Origin of the sequence: Pseudomonas brassicacearum (genome assembly GCF_000585995.1) — a bacterium.
Classification (GTDB): Bacteria; Pseudomonadota; Gammaproteobacteria; order Pseudomonadales; family Pseudomonadaceae; genus Aquipseudomonas; species Aquipseudomonas brassicacearum_A.
On the sequence record NZ_CP007410.1, the window covers coordinates 2,789,319 to 2,805,921 of the forward strand.

15 protein-coding genes are annotated in these 16,603 nt (G+C 59.6%); 9 read left to right on the top strand and 6 right to left on the bottom strand.

Annotated features, from left to right (window positions below; genetic code table 11):
- Positions 1-6: 6 nt before the first annotated feature.
- Entirely contained in the window at positions 7-1,455 is a 1,449-nt protein-coding gene (locus CD58_RS12190; RefSeq protein WP_025213273.1) for a transglycosylase SLT domain-containing protein, read from the bottom strand.
- Between the two features lie 99 nt (positions 1,456-1,554).
- On the bottom strand, positions 1,555-2,322 hold the full coding sequence (gloB, locus tag CD58_RS12195) for a hydroxyacylglutathione hydrolase (protein WP_025213274.1): 768 nt from the start codon (positions 2,320-2,322) through the stop codon (positions 1,555-1,557).
- Positions 2,323-2,387: 65 nt separating this feature from the next.
- Between gloB and CD58_RS12200 the strand changes: the two genes are divergently transcribed.
- From CD58_RS12200 to CD58_RS12215, 4 genes are all read left to right on the top strand, one after another.
- Positions 2,388-3,146, top strand: a complete 759-nt coding sequence (locus CD58_RS12200; protein WP_025213275.1) for a class I SAM-dependent methyltransferase — start codon at positions 2,388-2,390, stop codon at positions 3,144-3,146.
- Between the two features lie 88 nt (positions 3,147-3,234).
- Positions 3,235-3,687, top strand: a complete 453-nt coding sequence (gene rnhA, locus CD58_RS12205; RefSeq protein WP_025213276.1) for a ribonuclease HI — start codon at positions 3,235-3,237, stop codon at positions 3,685-3,687.
- Positions 3,688-3,919: 232 nt separating this feature from the next.
- Positions 3,920-4,684, top strand: a complete 765-nt coding sequence (gene dnaQ, locus CD58_RS12210; RefSeq protein WP_025213277.1) for a DNA polymerase III subunit epsilon — start codon at positions 3,920-3,922, stop codon at positions 4,682-4,684.
- Positions 4,685-4,984: 300 nt separating this feature from the next.
- On the top strand, positions 4,985-5,599 hold the full coding sequence (locus tag CD58_RS12215) for a GNAT family N-acetyltransferase (RefSeq protein WP_025213278.1): 615 nt from the start codon (positions 4,985-4,987) through the stop codon (positions 5,597-5,599).
- Here CD58_RS12215 and CD58_RS12220 read toward each other — a convergent pair.
- Together CD58_RS12220 and CD58_RS29240 are read right to left on the bottom strand one after the other, a co-directional pair.
- A complete protein-coding gene (locus tag CD58_RS12220; RefSeq protein WP_025213279.1) occupies positions 5,565-6,458 on the bottom strand; it encodes a LysR family transcriptional regulator in 894 nt (297 codons plus the stop codon). The two genes, CD58_RS12215 and CD58_RS12220, sit on opposite strands and share 35 nt — an antisense overlap.
- An 86-nt stretch (positions 6,459-6,544) precedes the next feature.
- Entirely contained in the window at positions 6,545-6,808 is a 264-nt protein-coding gene (locus tag CD58_RS29240; protein ID WP_025213280.1) for a hypothetical protein, read from the bottom strand.
- Positions 6,809-6,992: 184 nt separating this feature from the next.
- On the opposite strand from CD58_RS29240, the gene CD58_RS12225 reads away from it, so the two are divergent.
- Entirely contained in the window at positions 6,993-7,550 is a 558-nt protein-coding gene (locus tag CD58_RS12225) for an NADPH-dependent FMN reductase (RefSeq protein WP_025213281.1), read from the top strand.
- A gap of 177 nt (positions 7,551-7,727) precedes the next feature.
- The gene (locus tag CD58_RS28770) at positions 7,728-11,924 is read left to right on the top strand and encodes a YncE family protein (RefSeq protein ID WP_025213282.1); all 4,197 of its coding nucleotides are present in this window, start codon (positions 7,728-7,730) and stop codon (positions 11,922-11,924) included.
- 503 nt (positions 11,925-12,427) lie between these two features.
- Here CD58_RS28770 and CD58_RS30365 read toward each other — a convergent pair.
- Complete coding sequence (locus CD58_RS30365) at positions 12,428-12,682, bottom strand: hypothetical protein (RefSeq protein WP_144238558.1); 255 nt, start codon at positions 12,680-12,682, stop codon at positions 12,428-12,430.
- 554 nt (positions 12,683-13,236) lie between these two features.
- Between CD58_RS30365 and CD58_RS12235 the strand changes: the two genes are divergently transcribed.
- From CD58_RS12235 to CD58_RS12245, 3 genes are all read left to right on the top strand, one after another.
- The gene (locus CD58_RS12235) at positions 13,237-13,566 is read left to right on the top strand and encodes a DUF6124 family protein (RefSeq protein WP_025213283.1); all 330 of its coding nucleotides are present in this window, start codon (positions 13,237-13,239) and stop codon (positions 13,564-13,566) included.
- Between the two features lie 241 nt (positions 13,567-13,807).
- A complete protein-coding gene (locus CD58_RS12240; RefSeq protein WP_025213284.1) occupies positions 13,808-14,158 on the top strand; it encodes a metalloregulator ArsR/SmtB family transcription factor in 351 nt (116 codons plus the stop codon).
- Positions 14,159-14,195: 37 nt separating this feature from the next.
- Positions 14,196-15,479 (top strand): arsenic transporter, encoded by a 1,284-nt coding sequence (locus CD58_RS12245; protein WP_025213285.1) that lies wholly within the window; start codon positions 14,196-14,198, stop codon positions 15,477-15,479.
- A gap of 140 nt (positions 15,480-15,619) precedes the next feature.
- Here CD58_RS12245 and CD58_RS12250 read toward each other — a convergent pair whose 3' ends face one another.
- Positions 15,620-16,585, bottom strand: a complete 966-nt coding sequence (locus CD58_RS12250; RefSeq protein ID WP_025213286.1) for a DUF1853 family protein — start codon at positions 16,583-16,585, stop codon at positions 15,620-15,622.
- Positions 16,586-16,603 lie beyond the last annotated feature (18 nt).

Below are 16,603 nucleotides of genomic sequence, written 5' to 3' on the forward strand. Positions count from 1 at the left end.
CGAGGCTTAGTGGGGGGAGTAAACCGTCAGCATCTGCCCAGGCTTGAGCGCCTTGCCCATCCGTGGATTCCAGCGCTTGAGGTGCTGCATTTCGACGTTGAAGCGCTTGGCCACTACGTACAACGAGTCACCCTGCTTGACCTTGTATTGGGTCTGCTTCTTTTGATCCTTGCTGTTGGCGGCGACCACGGTGCTGATGCGCTTGCCGGTGGCCTTGGTGGCTTTGGTGTCCTGCATCACCAGGGTTTGGCCGACCTTGAGTTTATTGCCGCTGAGCTTGTTCCAACGTTGCAGGTCCTTGGTCTGGACATTGTTGGCCTTGGCGATCTGGGCCAGGTTGTCGCCGCGCTTGACGCGGTAGTTGCGCCTGGCGCCTTCCACGTCGCTGTCATCGACGCTCTCGAACACCGGCTTGAGCGAGCGCTGGCTGATCAACTCTTCCGGACGCATGGTCGACAGGCTGGCGGTCAGCAACTGGGCCTTGGACGTGGGCACCAGCAGGTGTTGCGGACCGTCGATGGTGGTGCGTTGCTTGAAGGCCGGGTTGAGCTGGAACAGTTCGTCTTCGTCGATGTTGGCCACCGCCGCGACCTTGGAAAGGTCCATGCGCTGGTTGATTTCGACGACCTGGAAATAGGGTTCGTTGGCGATCGGGTTGAGGTTCACGCCATAGGCATCGGGGGAGAGCACCACCTGGGACAAGGCCAGCAGCTTCGGCACGTAGGCCTGGGTTTCGCTGGGCAGCGGCAGGTTCCAGTAATCAGTGGGCAGGCCAAGCTTTTCGTTGCGCTCGATGGCGCGGCTGACCGTGCCTTCGCCTGCGTTGTACGCCGCCAACGCCAGCAGCCAGTCGCCGTTGAACATGTCGTGCAGGCGCGTCAGGTAGTCCATCGCGGCCGTGGTGGACGCGGTGATATCGCGACGCCCGTCATAGAAGCGGGTCTGGCGCAGGTTGAAGTAACGCCCCGTGGACGGGATGAATTGCCACAGCCCCACCGCATTGGCCCGGGAATAGGCCATCGGGTTGTAGGCGCTCTCGATCACCGGCAGCAGCGCCAGTTCCAACGGCATGTTGCGTTCTTCGAGGCGTTCGACGATGTAATGGATGTACAGGCTGCCGCGCTCACCGGCGTTTTCCAGGAAGGACGGGTTACTGGCGAACCACAGGCGCTGTTGCTCGATACGTGGATTGACGCCGGCGGTTTCCTGCAACTGGAAGCCCTGGCGCATGCGTTCCCAGACGTCCTGGGGCACTTGAGGGGTAGGTTTTTCAGTGAGCCAGATAGGTTTTTGCTTGGCGCGAGCGGCGATATTCGGCGTGTGGGCCGCGTCGCTTTGCGGAACCTGGCCCGTGCTCTGGCAGCCCGCCAGGGTGGCGGACACAGCCACCGCAATGGCTTGAGCCAAGCGGGTCAATGTGTCTGACTGGACGGACCTTCGTATAGATGACGACATTGGCTGGAAGTAAGTTCCGGGCAAAAATGTCGGCCGATTCTAGGAAGCGCACCCCAACAGGTCAACCTTTCAGAATTTTTGTATCAATGGATAGCTCCCTTAGAACTTATCTTTCCAAGCCCTCAAGGCCGCAAAAACCTCGGTCGGCGTCTCGTTACGCTGGCCATTCCGTTCGTCTGCTTTTTGTTTAACAGATGTTTCGGCGGTACGCAGGAAGGGATTGGTGAGCTTTTCCAGGGCCAGGGTCGAGGGCAGGGTAATGACGCCTTCGTGGCGTTGCCGGCTGACTTTTTCCAGACGGGCGGCGATGTCCGGATTGCCCGGTTCCACCGCGGCGGCAAACTTCAGATTGCTGAGGGTATATTCATGGGTGCAGTAGACCAGCGTATCTTCGGGCAGGGCGGCGAGGCGGCTGAGGGAGTGGTACATTTGCCCAGGCGTCCCTTCGAAGAGTCGGCCGCAACCGGCGGCAAACAGCGTATCGCCACAAAACAGCAGGCCGTGGTGGTAGTAGGCGATATGCCCCAAGGTGTGTCCGGGCACGGCGTAGACCTCGAAGTCCAGGCCGAGCACGCTGAGCGTGTCGTTGTCACTGAGCGCCACATCCCGCGCCGGGATGTTTTCACTGGCCGGGCCATGGACGGTGGCGTGCGTTGCGTTTTTCAGCGCCTCGACGCCGCCGACATGATCATGGTGATGGTGGGTGATCAATATGTCGCTCAAGGCCCAGCCTGGATGGGCGACGAGCCAGGCTTGCACGGGCGCGGCGTCACCCGGGTCGACCACGGCGCAGCGTTGGGTCGCGTGATCCTGTAACAACCAGATGTAGTTATCGGTGAATGCGGGCAGGGCACTGATCTGTATCATCGCGGAATTCGCCAAGCGGAAAACAAAGGCGCATCTTAGAACTTCCTGACGCGTTGGAGAATGCAATGACCGATGAAGCGTTCGCTCAGGCTGATCCTGACTGGCTGGCGTTGATCAGCGCGGCCCGTGAATGGCTGTCCGGCCCTGTCGGGCAATTTTTGCTGGAAGAAGAGCGGCGCATGCTCGAAGACGAGCTGGGCCGGTTCTTCGGCGGCTACCTGGTGCATTACGGGCCTTCGGCGCAGACGCCGCCGTCGGCACCGCAGGTCCAGCGCAACGTCCGCCTGGGAGCGCCATTGCCCGGAGTAGAGATTGTCTGCGAAGAGCAGGCCTGGCCCTTGAGCGAGCACGCCGCCGACGTGGTGGTGATGCAGCACGGCCTGGATTTCTGCCTGTCGCCCCACGGCTTGCTGCGTGAAGCCGCCAGCAGCGTGCGTCCCGGCGGGCATCTGTTGATCATCGGCATCAACCCCTGGAGCAGTTGGGGGTTGCGTCACGTGTTCGCCCACGATGCCTTGCGCCAGGCTCGCTGCATCTCGGCCTCGCGGGTCGGCGACTGGCTGAACCTGCTGGGCTTCGCGCTGGAGAAACGCCGCTTCGGGTGCTATCGTCCGCCGCTTGCGTCGCCCAAGTGGCAGGCCCGCCTGGCCGGTTGGGAGCGCAAGGCCGGTGACTGGCAGTTGTCCGGCGGTGGTTTCTATTTGCTGGTGGCGCGCAAGATCGCGGTCGGGCTGCGTCCGGTTCGTCAGGCGCGACGCGAGCCGATGGGCAAGCTGATCCCTTTGCCAATGGCCAAGGTCAATCGTCGCCACATCGAGCCGTAACCCCTTTTCTGATGGCCTGCCGATATTTCGGCTTCGGGCGTTGTCGCCCCGATCGGCAGGCCTTTGCATTTTTTCTGGATAGATTGGCATGAGCGATAGCGTAGAACTCTTCACTGATGGCGCCTGCAAGGGCAATCCCGGCCCCGGCGGCTGGGGCGCGTTGCTGGTGTGCAAAGGGGTGGAGAAGGAGCTCTGGGGCGGTGAAACCAATACCACCAACAATCGCATGGAACTGATGGGCGCCATCCGTGGCCTGGAGGAACTCAAGCGTTCCTGCGACGTTCTGTTGGTCACCGACTCGCAGTACGTGATGAAGGGCATCAACGAGTGGATGGCCAATTGGAAGAAGCGCGGCTGGAAGACGGCCGCGAAGGAACCGGTGAAAAACGCCGACCTCTGGATGCTGCTGGATGAGCAGGTCAACCGTCACAACGTCACCTGGAAGTGGGTGCGCGGTCACATCGGCCACCACGGTAATGAACGGGCCGACCAACTGGCCAATCGTGGGGTGGATGAGGTGCGGGGCTTCAAGCAGGCTTGATGCAATCCTGTTCAGTTGGGCATGCACACTTTGTGGCGAGGGGATTTATCCCCGCTGGGCTGCGAAGCAGCCCTAAAGCCAGGCACTACGGTGTGTCAGGAAGCTTGAATGGGGTCGCTTCGCAACTCAGCGGGGATAAATCCCCTCGCCACAAAAGCTGCGGCCAGCAACTCCCTCGGAGCGTGTTAACATCCGCGCTTTTGCAAGCATGCCCGTTGAGAGCTGAACACTGATGGCCAACAGATCTGTTGTACTGGATACCGAAACCACCGGCATGCCGGTGACCGATGGTCACCGGATTATCGAAATCGGCTGTGTCGAGCTGATCGGCCGGCGCCTGACCGGTCGCCATTTCCACGTTTACCTGCAACCGGACCGCGAAAGTGATGAAGGCGCCATCGGCGTCCACGGCATCACCAACGAGTTCCTGGTGGGCAAGCCGCGTTTCGCCGAAGTGGCCGATGAGTTCTTCGAGTTCATCCAGGGCGCGCAGTTGATCATCCATAACGCGGCGTTCGACGTTGGTTTCATCAACAACGAATTCGCCCTGATGGGCCAGCACGACCGCGCCGACATCACCCGGCATTGCACCATCCTCGATACCCTGATGATGGCTCGGGAACGCCATCCGGGGCAGCGCAACAGCCTCGATGCCTTGTGCAAGCGCTACGATGTCGACAACTCCGGCCGGGAACTGCACGGCGCCTTGCTCGACTCCGAGATCCTGGCCGACGTCTACCTGACCATGACCGGCGGCCAGACCAGCCTGTCCCTGGCCGGCAACGCCTCGGACGGCAACGGTACCGGCGAAGGCTCGGGCAACCAGGCCTCGGAAATCCGTCGTTTGCCCGCTGACCGCCAGCCATCCCGGATCATCCGCGCCAGCGAAAACGACCTGGCCGAACATGCCGCGCGTCTGGAAGCCATCGCCAAGTCCGCCGGTGCTCCGGCACTGTGGACGCAGTTGGTCGAGGCGCAGGCCCCGGCGAACGGATGAAGCTCAAGGCAAATAAAGAGCCTGTGGCGAGGGAGCTTGCTCCCGTCTGAGTGCGAAGCGCTCACAAAAAGGGGCTGCTTCGCAGCCCAGCGGGAGCAAGCTCCCTCGCCACAGTGATTCCGGCAAACCATGGGCGAACGGCTGCATCCACGTTCATTTCTCGCCACAATCGCCAGTACCTTCTAACCTGAGGTAACGGGCAGGCTACGGATCCCGCTTGATGTGTGAAGATTTGCAAGGCAAGGGCAATGGATGGCGATGCGCCGTTGGTTGTCTCAAGGAATGAGGACTTTCCCCAGTATGCAACCGGTCATGAATCCCAAACACCCCGGTCTGTCGGTACGCGTCGTCGATGATGGCTTTGCCGCCTACATCTGGGGCAGTGATTTCAGTTTCGAGGTCAGCGACTACGGTACGGCGCAGGTGGGCCGGCCCGTGAGCCAATGGGCGGTGACGCCCATCGTGCCCTATCGCAAGTGCTATGGCATCGACCCAGAAGAGTTCAGCAGCTTTCGCAATGCCCCGGACAGCGAGATCTTCATGGCTTATCTCGACGACCAGCCGGTAGGGCACCTGGTGGTCAGTACCAACTGGAACGGTTTCGCCCATATCGACGAACTGGCAGTGCATGCTCCGGCCCGTCGCCACGGGGTGGCCAAGGCGCTGCTCGACGTCGCTCACTTCTGGAGTCGCAAGAAAAAACTGCCGGGGATCATGCTGGAAACCCAGAACAACAACCTGGGGGCCTGCCGACTCTATGAGCGTTGCGGGTACGTGCTCGGCGGCATCGACCATTTGCGCTATCGCGGCATCGACCGGCATACCGCCGAAGTGGCGTTGTTCTGGTATCGGTTGTTCGACGATCCGCTGGGCATGTCGATCAGTGGCTCAGCAACGCCTCGGCTTGTTCCGTAAGCCGCTCCAGCAACGATTGGACGGCGGGCGAGGGTTGCGTGCCGTTCAGGCTCAGGGCATAGAGACCAATCGCAATCGCCGGTGACACCGGGCAGACATCCAGCTCACCGCCCTTGGCACCTGAGGCGGTGAACGGGTCGACAATGGCCAGGCCTTCGCCGGCCTCGACCATGGCGCGCATCATCTGATGGGTCTGTACGCGGATCTGGATCACCGGCGCCGGCCGCAGCGCCGCCAGTTTATGTTCGAACGCGGGGCTCAGCGGGTCGTGGCCATCGAGCCCCACCAGCGACTGGCCCGCCAGATCCTGAAGCGAAATGTATTTTTGCCGCGGTTGCAGCCAGCCGTGGGGCGCCAGCAATTGCAGTTTGCCCTGGGCAATCATCTGGCAATGGATGTCGGGGTGTTCCGGGTCGTGCAAGCTCAGGCCCAGGTCACTTTCACGCAATAGCAGGCTTTGGACGATGTCGCGGGTCGGTTGGCTGAGCAGGGTGCAAGGCACATCCGGATGCCGTCGACGCAGTGCGGCGATGCTCTGGGGCAACAGCTGTTGGGCCAGCGGCGGGGTGCAGATGACTCGCAGGGGAGGTGCCTGATAGTGTTTCAGGCTGCTGGCCAGGCGTTGCACCGGTTCGAGGGTGTCGTACACCCGCGTGATGCCGTCGCGCAATTCAAGGGTTTCCCGGGTGGCCTGCAAGCGACCGCGCACGCTGGCAAACAGCATGAAACCCAATTGGGCCTCGGCATCGCGCAGTATCGCCTCGACCTCCGCCACTGGCAGTTGCAGCCATTCGGCCGCCGTGCCGAGGTGGCCGGTCTGCAGCAGCGCCTGGATCACTTCGATGTGGCGTAAACGCATGCAAGAAGTCCGTATTAGGCAGGTAAGCCATTGAGTGGCTGAATCCTAACCCAAGTCCGGGCATGACTTCTGCTCATAACCAACGGTTATGAAGCTATTTGCGTTTCAGTGGGCGTTTGAGTGGGCAGTGGCGTTTCTGGTTCGCGCGTCAATTCGATTTGAGATTGCACGAGAATAAATTTGCCGTCGTCGAGTTTGGTGACTCGATCACCGATAGCCAATTTATAGGTAGTGACAGGCTCCTTGCCGTTTCCGTCCGGCGACGGGGTCGATTCCTGGAACTCATGCACCGAATAGACGCGACCTTCGGCGTCCCGCGCATGAAATTGTCCGACAAGTACTGCTGCCATTGCTTAGAACCTCTGGAAATAGATCACTCGATTTGCGGTTCTGTAGACCCTGGTCAAGCGCGGTAAGTTTTCCTACATGAAAAAAATAGTCCAGTCGGCCGGTTTTCGTCGTCCCGCTGGTCCAATTGTCGCTCCGATCATCTATAACTACAGGCTCCTTTGAGCCGACAGTCGAGAGACTCTTATGAGTAATGTCTACACAGTGGCCGTTTTGGTGGGCAGCCTGCGCAAGGCATCGATCAATCGCAAGGTGGCGCTGGCACTGGCTGACCTGGCGCCAGCCAATCTGAAACTGAGCATCGTCGAGATTGGCGACTTGCCACTCTATAACGAAGACATTGACGTAACGCCGCCGGCAGCCTACACCACATTCCGTCAGCAGGTGGGCGCAGCCGACGCAATACTGTTCGTCACGCCTGAATACAACCGTTCGGTGCCGGCACCGCTGAAAAATGCCATCGACGTCGGCTCGCGCCCTTATGGCCAGAGTTGCTTCAGTGGCAAGCCGGGCGCGGTGATCAGTGCATCGCCGGGCGCCATCGGGGGTTTTGGCGCTAATCATCATTTGCGCCAGTCCCTGGTGTTCCTCGATGTGCCGTGCATGCAGCAGCCGGAAGCCTACCTGAGCGGGGCCGGGACGGCGTTTGACGAGGCGGGCAACCTGTCGGAGTCCGTAAGGCCGTTCCTGCAGAAATTTATCGATGCGTATGGCAAGTGGGTGGAGCAGCATAAAAAGGCCTGATGGCCTCCTGCGGTTCAGGATCCAGCGCTCACCAGAAAGCGGGTCACACTCAGGGCCGTTCGTGTTTTCCCACGCACGGCCCTTTTGATGTCCCTTCAACCTGTCAACTCTGACAGTAGGCACATCTCCCTTTCAGGCATTGAATAAACCCAGACCTCATCCGACTGGGACCCCGCCATGGACACTGCCGACAACACCCCCCTGGATTACGACGCGCTGGTCATTCCCGACGGCGGCCCGGCGCATCTGCCGGCTCCGGTGGGCAGCGTCGGCATCAACATCGCTGCCGCCAAGCTCGTCTTTCCCCACCAAGGGTTGCGCCTGCTTCTACCGCCCTGGGGGGACCGCATGGGCCGGGGCGATTCCTACAGGGTCAAGTTGGGCGCTGTCCCCGTGCTGACGGGCTCTATCGATGAAGAGAGTCAGGTGGGCCAGTGGGTCGAGCGGTTTATCCCCGTAGGCGGGCTGGTCGATGGGGACTTCGACTTGAGCTACGACGTGAAAATACTCGGGGACCCCGACTTCAGGCCTTCAGTGGTGACGAAGATCCACGTCAAGATCGACTTCGCCCCGCCCGGTGGCCCCGATCAGAACGGCGATACGCCCGGTCATTCCGCACTGAAACTGACGATCCCCCCCGAGTTCCTGCCGCCCGGCGCGGTGGACCAGGAGGCCGCCAAGCAAGGCGTCCCGGTAACCATCGAGCCTTACCCGATCATGGCCGAAGGGGATCGAATCAAACTGTTCTGGGGCATTAAATTCGTTTGGAAAACGGTAGAAAAAGAACATTTGCCGCCACAGAACACCCCTCTGGTGATCACCGTCGACGAAACCACCATTGTCGAGGACACCGATGCCAACGGCCTGGCGGTGGTCTTTGAAGTCTATGACGTGGTGGACAACAAGTCCGAAGACTTCAGTGCCGAAGTGCGGGTGATCGTGGACACCGGCAACTCGCGCTTGATGGCGCCGTTGGTCAAGGAGGTGTTCGACCTGGAGCTGGACGTGGATCAGCTCGGCGAGGCGGACCTGACCTTTCAGGTGATCGCAGTGGATGCCAACTTCGAGGTGGGCGATGAAGTCGAGATGCATTTGACGGGCACCACGGCGGAGGGGGAAAAGATCGATGAAGTCACCTTCGCGCTGGAGAAAATTCTCGATGTCCCAAGAGTTCTTGAGTTCAAACGCCCCAGCGCCGAGGTGCGACAGCTGGCCGGTGGTCTCCATGCGGCTTTCTTCTACCGGCTGATCAAGGCGGATGGGAGCCCCGACCTTTTTTCGAAAGTGTTTGCGCCGCGGATCGTGGGCCGGACCAATCCCCTGGCGGCCCCGATCCCCCTGGACGAAATCGCCGGCACACTCGACCCACAACTGCCCAGTACAACCATCGAGATCCCGCTGGACCCGGCCATGGAAGAGGGCAATGCCATTGCCTTGATTTGGAAGGGGCTCACCGAGACCGGCAGCCCTTACGAGCCCGACTTGCCCCTGCATCCGCTCAGCGAGAACGAAGCGGAGGGTCGCGTACCGATCGAAATCGTCGTGACCGGCGAGCACCTCACCACCATTGAAGGCGGGACGCTCGATCTGTATTACAAGCTGTTGCGCGATGTGGTGAGCCGGGAAGTCATCGCAGAGGAATCGCTGCACGCCGACCTGCTCAGTATCGGCATCCCCCAGGCCGAATTACCGCTCCCGGTGGTTGAAGGCGAGAACGACGGCGTACTGGATCCGGCGGACAAGCCGAACGGCACACGCTTGATCGTTCGCCAATACAGCGGGCAAAAGGCCGGCGACCGGGTGCATAGCTTGTGGTGGGGGTCGAAAACCGGCCGGTATCGGGACTCGATTCGGGTGACTGAATTTACCGAGAACCAAGACCTCCCGTTCCCCATCACCGCCGCGTTGATCGAGGGGAATCGGGATGGCACGGTGCGGGCGATGTATTGGGTCAAGCGGGTTGCGGGTGGTACTTCTGCTTCAGAAATCTTGCAGATGCGCATTGGCGTAGGCATGGATTTCATAGCGCCCAGCATCAAGCAGGCCACCGGCACTGCGCCCAACCAGCAACTGAATCCGGTGGCGGCTAAGGATGCCTTGACCGTGCTGATCCCCGATTATGGTATCCAGCCCGGAGATAAAGTCAGCGTCACCTGGGCCGGTACTGCAGGCGCGGGTTCTTATACCAAGCCGGCAGACGATTTGCCTTCCAACCGAGAGATTGAACTGCCGGTCTCGGTCATCGCTTATAACCTGGCGAGGTCGGTGACAGTCACCTACACCGTGACCCGCGAGGGTAAGGAGTGGCCAGCGTCAGCACCACTGACCCTGAGCGTGCAGGCGTTCGCCGCGGGCGATCTGCCCACGCCGCTGATCCCTCAAGCGGCTAGCAACGGCACCGGTAGCGAGCTCGACCTGAGCAGCTTCACCGGCGATGCCCGGGTCACGGAAGCGCCGTGGCCGCTGATCGCCGCAGGCCAGCGGGTCTGGTTGCGATGCGAGGGCACCGCCAGCGATAACACCGATCACACGATCACCCTTTACACCAATTCAGCGGTAAGCGGAAGTGAAGTGGGCGCCGGCCTCTCCAAGGAAATCCCGCGGGCCGAGCTTGCGAAGTTGCGCGATGGCTCCGCGCTCAAGGTGGTGCTTGAGGTCACGTTTAACCGCAGTAGCAACCAGAGCGAGGTCGTTGCGTTCCCACTGCGTACTTATATCGTCAGGGCCGTGGAATGGCTTACACCGACCCTCACCGATATCCGTGACTCCAAAGGTACTGTCGTGGGCGGCAGTACCGTGGAGACCAGCGTCACCGTCACGGGTACCGGACACAGCGGTGAACGGATTCAGTTGATGGACGGTACGGCCAATATCGGCAACCCCGTGCCCATTTCTGTTGGTGGGACAACGTGGAGCACCCCACTCACGGGCCTGAGCGTCAAGGCTTACAGTCTGAAGGCCAGAGGCTTATATGGCAGCGAACCTGAGTCAGCTGCGTCGACCTTTACCGTCATTACTCTGACCGAGGTGCATAAGCCTTACATCCAGCAAGCCGAGAACAATGGGGAAGGCGCGACACTCGACCTGAGCACATTCACGGGCAATGCCACCGTCAAGGTAAGACCGTGGCCGGGTATCGCGGCCGGGCAAAAAGTCTGGCTGCGCTGTCTAGGCAAAAAAGCCAATGGCGATGATCATTTCATCACCTTGTACACGGCATCAGGAGTTACCTCTGCGGAAGTCACCGCCGGGCTTTCAAAAAGCCTCGCGCGCGCTCAGCTGGAACTATTGGGGAGCAACACCGAGTTAATGGTGGAGCTCAAGGTGACATTCAATGGCTCCAGCGTGGAGGAGGGCGCGACTGTTTTTCCTTTACGTACCTATAACGTAATAGTCAGAGCGCCGGTCAGCATCGACGTCGGGATCAGCCCAACCCGGCACGCGCTGAGTCCTGACGGCGCCTATCTCTATGTATGTGTTTTTGAAGCAAGAAAAATCGTTGTGGTGAGCACCGCGACGTATGCGGTAATAAGAACCGTCGACTCTCCAGAACCAACGCTTGGTCCTTGGGACATCGCCGTTTCCCCGGACGGTAGATGGGCTTACGTTTTTCTGACAGTCTTGAATTTTGGAGGGATACTGCATTCAATTCGAATTCTTGACCTCACGACCTATTCGTTCACCAGTGGAGGGGCTAACCCATCCCCGACAAGCAATGCTATAGCACTGACTAAGAACGGTACTCAAATTTATGTCAGGAATACCCGCAGTATTTCCGTGTACGATACAGTGAGTCTTTCGCTAATTGGGTCAATCTCGCTTACAGGCAATCCTGATAATAACCATATCAGCTTCAACCCAACAGGTGATCTTGGTTATTACGCTTCAGCTTTAGGCGTCGGTCCAAGTAAAGTCGAGGTTGTCGATACGGTGACTCATACCGTTTTACGCACCATTGGCGTTCCAACCGACTATGCTGTCTCTCTGAGCCTAAGCCCTGACGGATCCCGCGCTTATATAGGGCATAATCCAAACTATTTTACCAGTGGTAGTGGTATAAGTTCTGTGTCTATTATGGAAGTGGCGACGGGGCGCATTATGAAGACTATCGCTATTCCTCAGATGAGCGCAGGTACAGCCTCATTCAGAGTTATAAGTAGTCCAGGTGGCACCCGTGTCTATTTGTATGGGGCTAGTTATCGTCACATAGAGGTCATTGATACGGCGACGCTGACGCTTATGTCAAGTATTCCAATGCCTGACCAGCTTGTGGGGGATGGAGTTGACCACATAACGTATAGTTCGTCTGGTACATACTTTTATATGTCCATGGCAGGAGGGCATCAGTTAGGTATTGTCCCAAGACGCTCCTAACTTGAAGCGAGAAAGGGGGCTGATTTGTTAGATTGGCAGTTGTTACATGAGTTTTCACAGAGCCAGTTTGCAACTGCTGCGCAGCCGAGCGGGAGCAAGCTCCCTCGCCGCAGGGGGCCGTGTACTTCCAGCAAAGCCGTGGCCCACCCGTTTTTGTACGAGCCAAATGAAAAAGCACAAAAATTTTCAGGTGAAAGGACGGCCCAGAGAGTGTGCGAACTGTCAGCATGATAGTAGGCACACATCCGCTTTCAGATATTGAATAGGCCCAGGCCTAGAATAAAGGGTGCATTTATTTACTAGTAAACACAGCCTGTGAAAGCGAGAGCAATCGCCTTCACAGACCCGCGCTTGCCGCTTCTTCGAGTAATCGGTCAATGATGTATGTCGCCAATATTGAAGATAAAAGCGAAAGGAGTTGGAGACTGCTAAGGCAGCCTTCAACTCGGAGAGGTTGTGCCGAAACTAATGGCGCGGAAGCATCGTAATGGTTCAAATTAAACTTAGTGTTTTACATCAATGTCTATTGACCACGAAGAGTCGGGAAGTTCTGGTAGTGTTGTGTCGCCTCTTGAAAAGTGTCTGCCAAACACGGTTCCAAAGTATTTTTTTCCTTCGTGGGAAAAGGCTATGGTATCACCGACTCTAGCCTCAAGAAGCACCTCACGTTGTTCGTCATAGGGGGGGACTACAAATCCTGTAAAGTCGGGATAGTCTGTCGCTGCAAAGCTGATACGAATGCTCAGTGGTCTGGCCATGGCAAGTTACCTCTTGTGTATATCACTTAATAGACGGATTTTCCTGGCCCTAATCGAACTACTGTGGGTCATCTGCTTGCCACGTCGCTTAAGGTCATGCTGATTTTATTTTGGATCGCTGGGCGTGTCTGCTGTCAGACCTGACAGTTGAAACGGAAGGATTATCATGATTCGGTTCGAGGAATGAGGGCGCATTTAGTTTGTAAAGACGGACGCTCTGTTTGTAGGACGCTGCTGCCCCAGGCTACACCGTCTTGCGCCATTGCCTACAACTGCGCCAGAATCCGCCGGCTTGTGCGCTTGGGGGGCGGGCTCTATCGTTTGCGGGTCGCTGATTTATCAGTGATCGGGTTTGGTAGCCCGGGCTTTCGGTGCATAGCGTCATCTTCTGCAAGCGCAATCATGCGCTTCGCTTTTTGGTGGCCATGCGCAGGGCCTTTTCGGAGGCGCCGGCTCCGATGCCCGGTCTACCAACCTTCGTATGGCCACCGCCCAATTCGTTTGGTAGCGAGAGGGTGATGGCTCCTTTTCATAATGCATCGGAGCTTCACTATATGTTCAAAGTAACCCCCAACCCGCCAGACACCGATCCAGACCCCACCGCTTTCGACAAAGCCGCCAAACGCGCCCTCGATTACTATCTCAAGCCCGAGCCCGACACCGATTCGCCTCCAGGCCAGCTCTTCACCGTAGTGAACGGTGTCGACACCGAATGCCTGCTCGCCAACCTCAGCGAAACCCTGGCTTCGGCCGATGCCATGATCAGCGACCTGGCCTTTGAACTGGATGGTTCGCGACGACATGTAGCATTGGGTATTCAGCAGTTGATCGAGTTGGGCGGATTGCTGGCTAACCGCGCGCTGGATAACGGCGATCCGCGCTAGCTGGTCCACTCAATCCGTGGCGAGGGGATTTATCCCCGTTGGGGCGCGAAGCGCCCCCATTCAAATTGCCTGGCACACCAGGGTGTTGGGTCTGGGGCTGCTTCGCAGCCCAGCGGGGATAAATCCCCTCGCCACAAGTGCATGTACATCTGCAAGTGCATCTGCAACTTTAAATCCCTGCTTTACGGAATATTCGAATTTCCATATATTCCCCATTCGCTCATCCAGACTGTTTCCCTTCATGTCCGAATCCCACAATCCCGTCGATGTCTTCAAGGCGCTGGCCGACGACACCCGAACTCGCATCGCGCTGTTGGTGGCCCGCGAGGGTGAGTTATGTGTCTGTGAACTCACCGCGGCGCTGGACCTGAGCCAGCCGAAGATCTCCCGGCACCTGGCGCAGTTGCGCAATGCCGGCCTGCTCAACGACCGGCGCCAGGGGCAGTGGGTTTACTACCGCCTGCATCCACAATTGCCATCTTGGGTGCGTACTCTGTTGGAACAAGCGTTGGCGGCCAACAGCGCCTGGCTGGCGGTGGATGTGCAGCGTTTGGGCGCGATGACCGATCGTCCGGTGGCGCGTTGCTGCTGATGTCTTCTTTTCAATCTCTCTTTCAAGGCTGTTACGCATGCTCATCGCGTCGTTGATTTTTCTGCTGACCATCACACTGGTGATCTGGCAACCCAAGGGGCTCGGCGTTGGCTGGAGCGCGACGCTCGGTGCGGTGCTGGCCTTGTTGAGCGGGGTGGTGCAGGTCGGTGACATTGCGCTGGTGTGGCAGATCATCTGGAACGCCACCGGCACGTTTGTCGCGCTGATCATCATCAGCCTGCTGCTGGACGAGGCGGGGTTCTTCGCCTGGGCGGCCCTGCATGTGGCCCGGTGGGGCCGGGGCAGTGGGCGCAAGCTGTTTGCCTTCATGGTGCTGCTGGGCGCGCTGGTGTCGGCGCTGTTCGCCAATGACGGGGCGGCGCTGATCCTGACCCCCATCGTGATCTCGATGCTGCTGGCGTTGCGTTTTTCCCCGGCGGCGACCTTGGCGTTCGTGATGGGCGCCGGTTTCATTGCCGACACCGCGAGCCTACCGCTGGTGGTGTCGAACCTGGTCAACATTGTCTCGGCGGACTTCTTCGGCATCGGTTTCAACCGCTACGCAGCGGTCATGGTGCCGGTGAACCTGGTCAGCGTGGCGGCCAGCCTGGCGATCCTGCTGTGGTTCTTTCGTCGGGACATTCCGAGCGACTACGACCCGCATCAACTGGACGATCCAGCGAGCGCGATCCACGACAAGGCGACCTTTTATGCTGGTTGGGTAGTGCTGGTGATTCTGCTGGTGGGCTGCTTTGCCCTGGAGCCGCTGGGGATTCCCATCAGCGCGATTTCGGCGGTCTGTGCCGCGTTGCTGCTGGCTGTCGCCGCCCATGGTCACAAGATCTCCACCCGCAAGGCGATGAAGGAAGCGCCCTGGCAGATCGTGATCTTCTCCCTCGGCATGTACCTGGTGGTCTATGGCCTGCGCAACGCCGGGCTGACCGGCTACCTGGCCCACTGGCTCGACAGTTTCGCCGACTATGGCGTGTGGGGCGCAGCCATGGGCACCGGGCTGTTGACGGCGTTGCTCTCGTCGGTCATGAACAACCTGCCGACGGTGCTGATCGGCGCCTTGTCCATCGATGCCAGCCAGGCCACCGGGGTGGTGAAGGAGGCGATGATCTACGCCAACGTCATCGGCAGCGACCTGGGCCCGAAAATCACCCCTATCGGCAGCTTGGCGACTTTGCTTTGGTTGCATGTGCTGGCGCGCAAGAACATTCAGATCGGCTGGGGGTATTACTTCAAGGTCGGGATCGTGCTGACGGCGCCGGTGTTGCTGGTGACGTTGGCGGCGCTGGCGTTGCGGTTGTCCTTCTAGAACCGAGTTGGCTTCATCGCGAGCAAGCTCGCTCCCACAAGGGCGCGCGTTCCAATGTGGGAACTCACTTTTGCAGAAAGGTGCTTTCCAATGTGGGAGCGAGCTTGCTCGCGATGAGGTCCTGACAGGCAGCACAAGGCTCAGCCATTGCCCGGCACATCCGGCCAGCGATCCGCCACCAGGAACAGCCGCTCGGCCTCTTCCCACTCACCCTCGGCGTTTTCCGTCAGGCGCACCATCAGTTGCGCCGGCGCCATGGGGTCGAGCGCCATTCGCCAGGCGTCCAGTTGCTCGGTGCTCCAGGTCTGGTCCGCCGGATAATGGGCTGGAGCCAGCCAGGCGGCGCGGGGCAGGGGTTGCCAGCGGCCTGGCGGGCGTTGGGCGACGAAGGCGGGCCAATCGCGCTGATGCAGCCAACTGCCCCGCAGATGCCTGGGGTGCGCACCGGCCGGTGGTTCGGCCTGGCCCGGCCAGGGGTACAGCAAATAACCGCCGAGCCAGAGCTCGGAACGAAACACCTCGCTGCCGGACGGTTCAATGCCCAGCGCCGCCAGGGCCTCGCGGCTTTCCGGGCGCGTCGAGATCGGTAGCTGGTGCTCGCGCAGATGCGCCAGTTTACGGTCGAGGCGGTCGTGGCACCCCGGGCCGAGCCACTGCGCGGGGTCCTGGCCATTGCCATGCTGGGGGCCGAGGTACAACTTGATCGCCAATTCCAGATGATGGACGCCGTCGCCATCGCGCAGCAGCAGGTCCAACTCACCCAGCGTATGGCCGGCGTGCCGGATCGGCAGGTTCGCGGCAATCAGCTCGATGCCCGGCGCGTGTTGCACGGCAAACTGCCACAGCCTTTCGTAATACAGGCCCAGGCGCCGTGTCCGCCCTTGGGACAGGCAATGCAATAGCGGATAGCTGTCACGGTCCAGTTGCCGCAACCAGTGTTCCAGCCGATGGGGATCCTGCACCCAGCCGCTGCCGGTCAGGGGGTGGCGCTGGGGCCAGGGTGGGTCGATGAGCATCGGCGGGGCGAGTATCGCCCACGCCAGATCGCGCACTTCGGGATGGCGCAGGCGGCGGGGCAAGTCCAGCAATTCGGGAAACAGGATCATCTTGCGAGCATAGCCGCT

What these genes read in the sequence shown, in the direction of transcription:
- CD58_RS12190 (WP_025213273.1), bottom strand. Translation starts at nt 1,455, where the DNA reads ATGTCGTCATCTATACGAAGGTCCGTCCAGTCAGACACATTGACCCGC.
- gloB (WP_025213274.1), bottom strand. Translation starts at nt 2,322, where the DNA reads ATGATACAGATCAGTGCCCTGCCCGCATTCACCGATAACTACATCTGG.
- CD58_RS12200 (WP_025213275.1), top strand. Translation starts at nt 2,388, where the DNA reads ATGACCGATGAAGCGTTCGCTCAGGCTGATCCTGACTGGCTGGCGTTG.
- rnhA (WP_025213276.1), top strand. Translation starts at nt 3,235, where the DNA reads ATGAGCGATAGCGTAGAACTCTTCACTGATGGCGCCTGCAAGGGCAAT.
- dnaQ (WP_025213277.1), top strand. Translation starts at nt 3,920, where the DNA reads ATGGCCAACAGATCTGTTGTACTGGATACCGAAACCACCGGCATGCCG.
- CD58_RS12215 (WP_025213278.1), top strand. Translation starts at nt 4,985, where the DNA reads ATGCAACCGGTCATGAATCCCAAACACCCCGGTCTGTCGGTACGCGTC.
- CD58_RS12220 (WP_025213279.1), bottom strand. Translation starts at nt 6,458, where the DNA reads ATGCGTTTACGCCACATCGAAGTGATCCAGGCGCTGCTGCAGACCGGC.
- CD58_RS29240 (WP_025213280.1), bottom strand. Translation starts at nt 6,808, where the DNA reads ATGGCAGCAGTACTTGTCGGACAATTTCATGCGCGGGACGCCGAAGGT.
- CD58_RS12225 (WP_025213281.1), top strand. Translation starts at nt 6,993, where the DNA reads ATGAGTAATGTCTACACAGTGGCCGTTTTGGTGGGCAGCCTGCGCAAG.
- CD58_RS28770 (WP_025213282.1), top strand. Translation starts at nt 7,728, where the DNA reads ATGGACACTGCCGACAACACCCCCCTGGATTACGACGCGCTGGTCATT.
- CD58_RS30365 (WP_144238558.1), bottom strand. Translation starts at nt 12,682, where the DNA reads ATGGCCAGACCACTGAGCATTCGTATCAGCTTTGCAGCGACAGACTAT.
- CD58_RS12235 (WP_025213283.1), top strand. Translation starts at nt 13,237, where the DNA reads ATGTTCAAAGTAACCCCCAACCCGCCAGACACCGATCCAGACCCCACC.
- CD58_RS12240 (WP_025213284.1), top strand. Translation starts at nt 13,808, where the DNA reads ATGTCCGAATCCCACAATCCCGTCGATGTCTTCAAGGCGCTGGCCGAC.
- CD58_RS12245 (WP_025213285.1), top strand. Translation starts at nt 14,196, where the DNA reads ATGCTCATCGCGTCGTTGATTTTTCTGCTGACCATCACACTGGTGATC.
- CD58_RS12250 (WP_025213286.1), bottom strand. Translation starts at nt 16,585, where the DNA reads ATGATCCTGTTTCCCGAATTGCTGGACTTGCCCCGCCGCCTGCGCCAT.